At 60.6% G+C, this 9,173-nt stretch carries 7 protein-coding genes and 4 pseudogenes; 7 read left to right on the plus strand and 4 right to left on the minus strand.

All coding sequences use genetic code 11. The features are described 5' to 3' along the window. From AB4Z48_RS29285 to AB4Z48_RS29295, 3 genes and pseudogenes are all read left to right on the plus strand, one after another. Nucleotides 1-438, plus strand: a complete 438-nt coding sequence (locus AB4Z48_RS29285) for a hypothetical protein (protein ID WP_441620469.1) — start codon at nt 1-3, stop codon at nt 436-438. 15 nt (nt 439-453) lie between these two features. Then, nucleotides 454-1,086, plus strand: a complete 633-nt coding sequence (locus AB4Z48_RS29290) for a VTT domain-containing protein (protein WP_441620471.1) — start codon at nt 454-456, stop codon at nt 1,084-1,086. Between the two features lie 244 nt (nt 1,087-1,330). Beyond that, nucleotides 1,331-1,916, plus strand: a pseudogene (locus AB4Z48_RS29295) (flavodoxin family protein); the annotation flags it as partial. Between the two features lie 39 nt (nt 1,917-1,955). Here AB4Z48_RS29295 and AB4Z48_RS29300 read toward each other — a convergent pair. Continuing rightward, a complete protein-coding gene (locus tag AB4Z48_RS29300; RefSeq protein WP_441620473.1) occupies nt 1,956-2,732 on the minus strand; it encodes an ATP-binding protein in 777 nt (258 codons plus the stop codon). A 38-nt stretch (nt 2,733-2,770) separates the two neighbouring features. Between AB4Z48_RS29300 and AB4Z48_RS29305 the strand changes: the two are divergent. Further along, a pseudogene (locus AB4Z48_RS29305) lies at nt 2,771-3,127 on the plus strand (putative zinc-binding metallopeptidase); the annotation flags it as partial. 195 nt (nt 3,128-3,322) lie between these two features. Here AB4Z48_RS29305 and AB4Z48_RS29310 read toward each other — a convergent pair. Then, nucleotides 3,323-3,512: pseudogene (locus AB4Z48_RS29310) on the minus strand (PRC-barrel domain-containing protein); the annotation flags it as partial. Nucleotides 3,513-3,828: 316 nt separating this feature from the next. Here AB4Z48_RS29310 and AB4Z48_RS29315 point away from each other — a divergent pair. Together AB4Z48_RS29315 and AB4Z48_RS29320 are read left to right on the plus strand one after the other, a co-directional pair. Next, nucleotides 3,829-4,251, plus strand: a complete 423-nt coding sequence (locus AB4Z48_RS29315; protein ID WP_441620475.1) for a DUF883 family protein — start codon at nt 3,829-3,831, stop codon at nt 4,249-4,251. Between the two features lie 1,127 nt (nt 4,252-5,378). Beyond that, nucleotides 5,379-5,615 carry an acyl carrier protein gene (locus tag AB4Z48_RS29320; protein ID WP_441620477.1) on the plus strand — a complete coding sequence of 79 codons (237 nt, stop codon included), beginning with the start codon at nt 5,379-5,381 and terminating at the stop codon, nt 5,613-5,615. A gap of 765 nt (nt 5,616-6,380) precedes the next feature. Here the strand turns inward: AB4Z48_RS29320 and AB4Z48_RS29325 are convergent. Together AB4Z48_RS29325 and AB4Z48_RS29330 are read right to left on the minus strand one after the other, a co-directional pair. Beyond that, on the minus strand, nt 6,381-6,800 hold the full coding sequence (locus tag AB4Z48_RS29325; RefSeq protein ID WP_441620479.1) for a BON domain-containing protein: 420 nt from the start codon (nt 6,798-6,800) through the stop codon (nt 6,381-6,383). A 648-nt stretch (nt 6,801-7,448) separates the two neighbouring features. Further along, the gene (locus tag AB4Z48_RS29330; protein ID WP_441620481.1) at nt 7,449-7,916 is read right to left on the minus strand and encodes an RcnB family protein; all 468 of its coding nucleotides are present in this window, start codon (nt 7,914-7,916) and stop codon (nt 7,449-7,451) included. 457 nt (nt 7,917-8,373) lie between these two features. Between AB4Z48_RS29330 and AB4Z48_RS29335 the strand changes: the two are divergent. Next, nucleotides 8,374-8,976 (plus strand): annotated as a pseudogene (locus AB4Z48_RS29335) (IS6 family transposase); the annotation flags it as partial. Nucleotides 8,977-9,173 lie beyond the last annotated feature (197 nt).

The raw sequence follows: 9,173 nt of genomic DNA on the forward strand, positions 1-9,173 counted from the left end.
ATGAAGCGACACATCATTCACCGCCGACTTGACGCGGCCTTGCTCGCCGCAGCCGTGCTGGCGCCAAGCTACGCAAGTGTTTCCGCGGCCCTCGCCCTCCTCCCTCACATCGCTGTGGCGGCCACTCCTGCGGACACGCCCACGCAATCCAGGCTAGGCGACCTGTCCGCCTTTCGCGTGATCGCTGCAGACGTGGCCTTGCTCGTTGAAAAGGGCAATCTACCCGCGGCAAAGACGAGGATCAAGGACCTAGAGGTTGCGTGGGATAACGCCGAAGCCGGCCTGAAGCCGCGCGCCGCCGCGGACTGGCACGTCGCCGACAAGGCCATCGACCGCGCGCTCGGAGCAGTGCGGTCTACCACACCAAATGCGGTGGAGTGCAAGCAAGCATTGACGGATCTTTTAGGCACGTTTGACCGGCTCGGCGGACGACGTTAAGGTCCGGGACATCGCATGTTATCCACCGGATTGCTCAGTTGGCTCTTCAATGACCAGCAAATTATGTCGATGCTGGCCCAGAACTGGGTCACCGGCGTGCTGTTCGTGGCAGCCATCATCTTCCTGGAGACCGGCTTCGTCATTCTGCCGTTTTTGCCGGGTGATTCATTGCTGTTCGCGACTGGCGCATTCCTCGGCGTCAATGGTTTGTCGCCGCTACCAGCAATGGCAATGATTTGCACCGCAGCCATTGTCGGCGACGGCGTCAACTACCTGATAGGCCGGTCCCCCCTGGGTCAGCATCTGCTGCGCGGTGGCTGGGTTAAGCCGCAATATATTGCAAAGACTCGTGCCTACTTCGATCACTACGGGGGCTCGACCATCACCATCGCGCGCTTCGTGCCGATCGTCCGCAGCGTGGCCCCCTTCCTCGCCGGCCTGACTGGCATGCACCCCCGGCGCTTCGCTGCCTTCAACGTGCTCGGCGCGGTGGTGTGGGGAAGTGGCTTACTGCTTGCCGGCTTCTGGCTGGGCGGCATCGAGTGGGTGCGTTCGCATATGAGTTGGCTGACGATAGCAATTATCGTCGTATCGCTGTTACCGGTGGTGGTGCAGGTCCGAAGGGGATGGGGCCGGGTTGAGGGGTAAATGCTCGGCCGCGCGAAAGTTGGTAAGGGCGGTTATGGGAAGAACATCGGCCAATAGGGATTATTAGCTGGCGGGACATTTGTCCTGCCCTCTGTTGCTGCATGGCCGAAGTTTCCTTCGCGCGGCAAAATGCCTGTAGCCACGGGACATGCGCCCCGCCGGTCCCCCGTCACGCTGAGCACAACATTTGATTGGCATTAATCTTCGTGCTGTTGCGCTCATCTATCCGACGGCGGCGCAGCTTACGGCCATGCCACTTTGCCATTGGCCATGCAGTTGCTATCCCAATCATTCGCTCGGCCAGGTCAACGATTGGATGAACGCGCTCTATCCGCGCTGGGTAGGCGCCCATGGCGTGATGATCGTCTCGCCGGTCTATTGGTATCAGGCCACAAGTCCGCTCAAGCTGATGATTAACCGGCTGGTCTGTGCCGATGGCGGTAACCCCGATCCGAGCAGCACGCATGGCAAAAGCCGGAGCAAGCCAAGGCGCTGGAATTGCGGGGCTGGGACTACCCCAAGCACTTGGCCGGGCGCGTCTACGGTGTGGCGGTACATGGCGACGTGGCCGGAATCGATGGTGTGCGACGCGCATTGTGCGACTGGATGGACTGGATGGGCTTGATAGACGCAGGCATCTGGCGAAACTCGACCGCTATATCGGCTATTGGCGCCCGTACGCCACCAGCCATGCTGACCTCGATCACGACCAGGCGATGCCGCGCGAGGTGGACAATGTGGCCGGCGCGATTGCCGAGGCGGTAAGTCTGCGCCGTGCGGGCAAGCTGGAAGCGCCCGACCGCAAGGTGTTGGCGCCACGGCAGAAGTGATGTGATGGGGCACAGTATGTGAATGCCCCGCCCTGCTGCCTATACGCGCTTTGCGCCCATGGCAATCAAGGCATTCAACTGCGTCAATGCGGCTGGCTTGACCAGATAGTGATCAAAATCCCGCCGTTCGCCGAGGCCTCCTTCCGGCCTCCCGTATCCGCTCAGGGCCACCAGCCGGACATCGGGCAGATTGGGGTTCGCCCGGATCAGCCGTGCCACTTCATTGCCGTCGATATCTGGCAAGCCGATATCAAGCAAGACGACCTCGGGATGAAAGTTATCCACGCATGTCAGGGCACTCGAGCCGTCCCGCGCGACCCGCACCTCGTGGCCGTCCAGGCGAAGTAACGTCGCGATGCTGTCGCCAGCATCGCAGTTATCGTCGACCACGAGTATGCGGCGGGGTAAAACGACCGAAGCCGTCACGGTGTGCAAGGGCTCGGGCGCAGCCGCTGGCGTGCCGTCCGGCAGTGCCGGCAGGCGCACGACAAACCGGCTCCCGACATTCTGCCCGTTGCTGGTGGCCGTCACGGTCCCCCCATGGAGTTCGGTCAGCTTGCGCACGAGGGCCAGCCCGAGGCCGAGTCCTGACGCGCGGCGGTCGGTAGCCGGTTCGGCTTGCACGAAGATCTCGAAAATGCTGGCAAGAAACTCCTTGCGGATGCCGATGCCGTTGTCGGTGATGCTCAGCACCGCATCTTCGCCCTGCCGTTTGATCCTCAGATCGATGACGCCACCGTCCGGGGTGTACTTGATGGCATTGCCAGCCTTGCGATGCAGTCGCAGGTAGAAGGCGAGCGATCCAGATGAGCTCATTTCTTTTTATACACGGCGTCCAGGCGTTGCACCCACCTCGGCACTATGTCAGCGCCTACGCGGCCATGCCCCCGTGGGAGGACTGGGCCGAAACCTGGGCAGACTATCTCCACATCGTCGATACCGTGGACACCGCCGCGGCATGCGGGCTTGCGCTCAAGCCAGCCACAGTCGGAGAGCCTACCCTGACGGACCAGACACCCGTCGAGGATGCCAGCTTTCAAAGTCTGATGAATCGGTGGTTTCCGCTCACCTACGTGCGCAACAGCCTCAACCGAAGCCTGGGCGTGCCGGATGGCTATCCGTTCGCACTGAGCCCTGTCGTGGTGGACAAGCTCCGCTTCGTGCACGAGGTTGTGGCGGCGGGGCCACAGGCAGCATTGCCTAATCCGTAGGGCGCTTATTCCGGCTCGATATTCGTCACCGTTGCCACGCCACTAACCTTCTCAAAGGTTGCACGGACCTTGCTCCCTTCCTTTAGTTGTCGCCGATGAAAAGCCCGGACTGACCCTGAGCCGCCACCCGCTCGCCCTGCCGCGCACGCGCACCGCTCGCTGCGCTCCCATGGAATTATTCATAAATCAGATAGGAAAACCCGGCGCATTCTTGATCCGTTGCGCGGTCACACCGGTGCTGAAGCACTTATCGTCGGTGTCCAGGCTGAGCGCGCCCCAGGGACTGGCATGCAGGGAATCGCCCATTCCGAGGAAGCCACCGTTGGTCAGCACAGCGTATGCGTCCGCCACGCACGTCGAGCAGGATCTCCGAAATTTTGCCAACCTCCGGCCGAGGGAGGAATTTCAAGGCCGGTAATTTTCTATGCAGCCGTGCGCGAGAGGCAGGGCTGCTGGATTCGCCGCGAGGGCTTGGTTCTGGTCGCATCACGGCTGCCGCGCTGCTCCCCGCAGTGACCGACCGGCGATGCCTGGCCAGAGCGCGCTCCACTTGGGGGTAATGATGCATTCATGGCATGAAACATGCGCTGTGTACCTGGCCTGCGCCGCCGACGAGCAGGCGGACGACCACGGGGTACCGCGCGGCGTGTCCGGCGCGCGATGACCTGATGCCGAACGACCGACTTTCAGGAGCACGACTAATGGAAACCCAAGGCAATACCCAATCCTCCGTCCAGAACGATTCGCCGGGTATCGCCGGCAAGTTCGGCACGGCAACCACAAACATCCTGGACGCTGCCAAGGACGCCGGCAAACAGGTCGGTGCGGTCGCACGCAGCGAAGCCTACGGCTTGAAGCGGGAGCTCGACGACCTGATCAGCCGCATTCCCACCCTGTCCGGGGCTGCGCTGGACGAGGCCAAGGAAGAGTTCCTGAGCAAGATGAACGCGACCAGGGATGCCGCAAAGGGCATCTCGGAAAATGTGCGCCAGCAAATCTCCCGGCGAGCCGAGGATACCGCCGCCTATGTTAAGGATCAGCCGCTGCGTTCCATGAGCGTGGCGGTCGGGGTCGGCATTATCCTGGGCCTGTTGATGGCAAACCGGGGTGGCGACCGGGGCTAGGACTGAAGATAGACTGAATCGCGGACCAGGCCCGACCCTCTTGCGCGCCGGCACCTGGTTTCGCTAGGGCGCTCAGTCGCAGCCGCCACCGCCCAGGTGCGGAGGTTGCCTCCGCGCGCCCGTCCTGATTGGCCCGATCAGCAGGACCCAAATTCCAAGCGGCAATTCGGGACCTTCAATGCGTCGAATGGGCAGGAAAGCCTCCGCCCCCTGCACCGCGCGCATTCCCTCACGCACGCTCACGCCGACGAAATACATTAATCATCCCAGGGAACTGCGCCGTGCGTAAGCAGCATTGCGCTCCTGGTCGATCTCATGCAGCGTCCGGTAACGGCGGCCCATTCGCGTGCCAACGCGACCTGCGCGCGTATGCGTTCCAAGTGGTCGAGAATTGGGCATTCATTCTTGACGCAGACTTCGCAACTTATGCTGGAGCTTTCCTCGAATTGCTTGAACAGTTTCTTGGCCGCACGATGGTCGTCTGCCAGGAGGCCGTGAGCTGCACGTTGGTCTGTTGGTACTTTTGCTTTGTCCATGGTCAACTCTTACGTGTCATTTTGGGGAAACGGCATGCGCTTCGCATGCTCGCAGTCAAGAGAGCACACTCTGTTCCCGCGCGCAAAGGACGATTGGGCAAAATTTAAGCCAATGAGCTAGCTACACGCAGCTCCCGCTGTCAGGGGCACCGTCATAGCGATTTTGAGTTGAATGTGACGCGGAGGGTCGGTCTGCAGAGGGTACGATTCTGGGCCCGGAAGCGCGAAAGCACGTTTTTGGCCGAGTTAAGCTCGCCGAGAAAGCTCCGGATCCCGGGCGGAAGCCTGAGAAATCTGCCTGGCAGTTGAAGTGTTCAGATTCCTATTCGCATTTCGCAAATGATCTAGCCGTTATGCCTGAAGACTTCGGTCATTTCCGGTCGCGCAATTTCGACACGATCGCGGCAGCTTTCGGATGTACTTCTCATCGCACATCGGGACGTCACAGCAGCAGCGCGCTCGCCGCGAGATGAGCTACGCGAGCAGATGGGCTACCAACGTGGCGAGCTTGTGCGGCGGCGCACTGAAGCCCCACGACGGATTCGGCCCAATGGTTTCTTTCGATCATACTCATCCGCCGAGAGGTTCCAGATGAAGGCTATCATTCGACAGATCCTTAGCGACGTCGCACGGCTCGACGTGCCCGTCGAAGCGCTTGACGACCAAGCAGATCTTTACGCAGCGGGCCTCTCCTCCCTGGCTACCGTGCACGTGATGCTGGCCATTGAGAATGCATTCAACATCGAGATCCCCGATGCAATGCTTTCCCGCCAACTGTTTCGAAGCGTAAATTCGCTCGCGGCGGCAGCCGAAGAACTCCAGTCTTAGCGGGCGGAATCCGCGTGGAGCCTGGACCATTCCGCTCGGTCGGATACTACCGGCCGCTGCCAGCTCAGCATGAGGCCCATTTCTACTGAGGAAAGGCCCGCATCTCACATGACATGGTTTTAATGGTGAAGACGTGAACGAATTGCCGTTTGAAACAGCTAGCTGTCCACTCTGCCAGACGCTCGCGGAACGCCGGCGCACCTTGGCTGGCTACGTATATCACTGCGCGAGTTGCGGTGGCCCATTTGAGGTCGGCGTCGGCGCACAGGCCCGATCCGAGCGCGACGAGATGCCTCCTCATATCGTCTCCGACATGCGGGACTGTCTCGTGCAGGGCAACCGCCCCCGCGTGGAGTTGGACGCAAATCAAGATCGCCTCATCGTTAAGGCGGAATCCAAATCGCAAAAAAACTAATGTGCGGGGCCGCAGTGCTGTTGCAGGAGGCTTTTCCATAAATTTCTACGGCCCCCTGACACAATTGATCCTGACCCTCACCCCCGCCGACGGACTCACTCGTACCCATCTCCGACAATGCGAGGATCAGCCTGCGACATAACGGCCCGGCCTTAGGCGCGCGCCGACACCGAGCGAAGGTGGTCAGCCAAACGACCAATAGCGATGCTTCGTGCGCTCCATTACCTTCCTATCTGCATTACTTTGCTGGAAGGCCCGCCGCTGCCATCAAGCGCCCGGCGGGAGGTTCAATCGCCCCATCAACACGCCAAGCATCGCCGGGGGCGTTTTCCTGCGAAAGGTGCGCGATACTATTTCTCGACCTCAAGGCCGTCCACGACAGATTGCACGCCCTCCACTGTTCGGACCGCATTCAAGGCCGTCAGCTTTTCGGTGTCGCTTTGCACCTTGCCATTGAGCTGCACGATGCCGTTCTCGGTACTCACCCGCATCCGGCCTGATCGAAGCCCGGAGGCTAGAAGCTGCTCTCTCACCTTCATGGTGATTGCATTGTCGGAAACGTTTGTCGCGGGTGCTGCGATCGGCGCGGACTTCATGATGCCGCCGCCAAACTCACCTTCTGGGGCTCCGACGGGTCTATTATTTATGGCGGGGACGCCCTCCGTTACCGTCGGCAATCTGGGCGCATCTGTCCCGGCGGTTACCTCGCCTGCGGTCGCAAGCAATCCCGCAAGACTAGCGAGACACATCTTCACGATAAGTTTCATCATCGTCTCCTGTAATGCCTCCCAACTCGTTTCATATCGCGCTCGTCCCAACAGCGCTATGGCCTCCCTATAAAGACGGACAATCTCGGGAAGCGGGGAGTTCCGCCAGTGCATGATGCCGATCGAGCCGACAGCCAGAAATGTAGGATTACGCTGACGCCGGAATCCACGAGACCGCCCTACACTCTAGTTGTATGGATAATGGGTGGGCCGTCGGCTTATTGGTGATGCTCAAGTTCCGCGCCAGGCTTATAGGGGGTAAGGAGGACGAACAGATTCACTTTCGCGCCTCGGGCACCTACCCAAAATGTCGCTTGCGAGGTCGCTATAGAGACCAGGTGATCGATGTGACCGCGACGGACTTCTTTCAAGCCCTTTGCCAAATCCGAGAGGTATTAGCGGCGTGTCGCCTGTACCCACAGTGCTACGGGTCTAGTCTAAATGTGTACGCGAAGCGGCGCGTCACGTCGAACGGTTTTCGCTCCTTCAGGATATTAGGAAGATGCAACAATTGGGACAACTCTCGGGTTCAGAATCGGGACGACTGATCTGCGACCTTTTAGCGAAACTCAGCCCTGCCAGGCCTAGCTTTCCGATCCGTCCATTTTTTTGGCGTCAATTCACATCTGCCGGCTTTTTGTTGCCCGCGACCTAGCGCCCGATGACCACCTGGAAGACCACGCCGGTCGGAACGGCGACCAGTAGGTAATCCCCGCCAACCCCCACCCACTGGTATCCGCGCGGCGGAGGCGATAGCCGATAGGCGCGCCAGTCATCGACCACGTACTGACGGTGACGGTATTCCGACGGGATCCTTTCACCCTTTTGCCAATGGCCAGGGCCCGGGCGATCAGCGCGACGGTCAGGGCCGTACCCTCTGTCCATCTGCCCCCTGCCCCTGTCACCTTCCCAACCTATGTCACCTTGCCGGCCGTGGTCACCGTCCCGACCGCGATCGTTGTAGCCGTGCTGGTTATCGTGATTTTGACCCTGATCGTGACCCATGGGGGGCCTTCCGCGATCATCTCCACCAGGACCCCTATCCTGGGCATAGGCGGCAATCGAAATGACAGTGCACGCCGCTAGCGCCAGGCTGGCGAACATCTTGATCTTCCGCATCTCGATCTCCAGAGGCTATGTAATTGAGGACCCTACCATTCAGTCTATTCCGGGCTCCGGAGGCTACTCGTAACGAAATCGTAATGCGTATTCATCACATGGCCTCGCGCACTCGCTAGCGAGGCGCTAGTATCGCTGCCCGCCCTGCCACCGGTCTCTGTCGCTACCGTCGTCCCGGTGATCGCTCCGGTCGCGATTGCCGTGGTCCCGGTCGTGGTCCCCTCGGCCATCTCCGCCGTAGTACCCGCCACCGCCCCGGTGCTCATCTCCATAGGGCGCCACAACGCAGCCACTGAGCAATGCAATGGAAGCGGCAAGCAACACAAGGATGAGCTTCATAAGGTTCTCCTATTCAACTTCGTTCTTTCTTCAGGGTACGCATTGGATTGCCGGTTGAATGTAGGAAATGGGCTCTCCCACAACGAGGATTCCTCCTACAACGAGCCATGACGACAACCTGAGCCTGCGCGAGATTGAGGAGCTGCTGTTCGAGCGCGGTGTGATCGTCAGCTACGAGACGATCCGCCGCTGATGCGACAAGTTTGGCGCGGCCTTTGCGCATCGCGCCAAGGCTGCGCGCCGCAAACCAGGCAGCACGTGGCAACTGGATGAGATGCTCGCGACGTTGCGTGGCGAGCCCTACGTGCTGTGGCGGGCCGTCGATGAATATGGTGCCGAACTCGACATCCTGCTGCAGAAGCGGCGCGACAAGGCCGCCGCCCGACGCTTCTTTCAGCGCGTGCTGCGTTCCTGCCCGGCGCCACGCAAGATCGTCACCGATCAACTGCGCGGCTACCCAGCCGCAAAGGCCGAAATCTCGGAGCTGGCCAGCGTCAAGCACGTGTTCGTGAAGGCCCCCGCCCGCGTGAACAATCGCGCCGAGAACAGTCATCAGCTGACCCGCGAACGGGAGCGGCGCATGCGCGGATTCCGCGACCCAAGGCGCACGCAGGCCTTCCTGCCGAACTTCGGCCTGATCTGGCAGCATTTCGCTCTCAAGCGTCATTTGCTGCGCGCTTCGCTTTATCGCAAACTCCTCAACTGCACACCGCCGAGATGAGTACGGGTCAACGCCCCGCCTATTGAAAACCCGGCTTCAGGCCGCTTGCGCCAGCGCCTTGTACCCTGCAACTCTTCAACATAGCCGCGGGTGCTTTCCATCTTGCGCCTGCCGAGAACTCAGCCCACAGCGGTCTCTAGCGCAGCTTCGTATTGCCCCAGGCAAGCCATGCCATTCATCCGTGAGCGCTGCAGTAG

Origin of the sequence: Cupriavidus sp. 2TAF22 (assembly GCF_052115045.1) — a bacterium.
In the GTDB taxonomy this organism is placed as follows: domain Bacteria; phylum Pseudomonadota; class Gammaproteobacteria; order Burkholderiales; family Burkholderiaceae; genus Cupriavidus.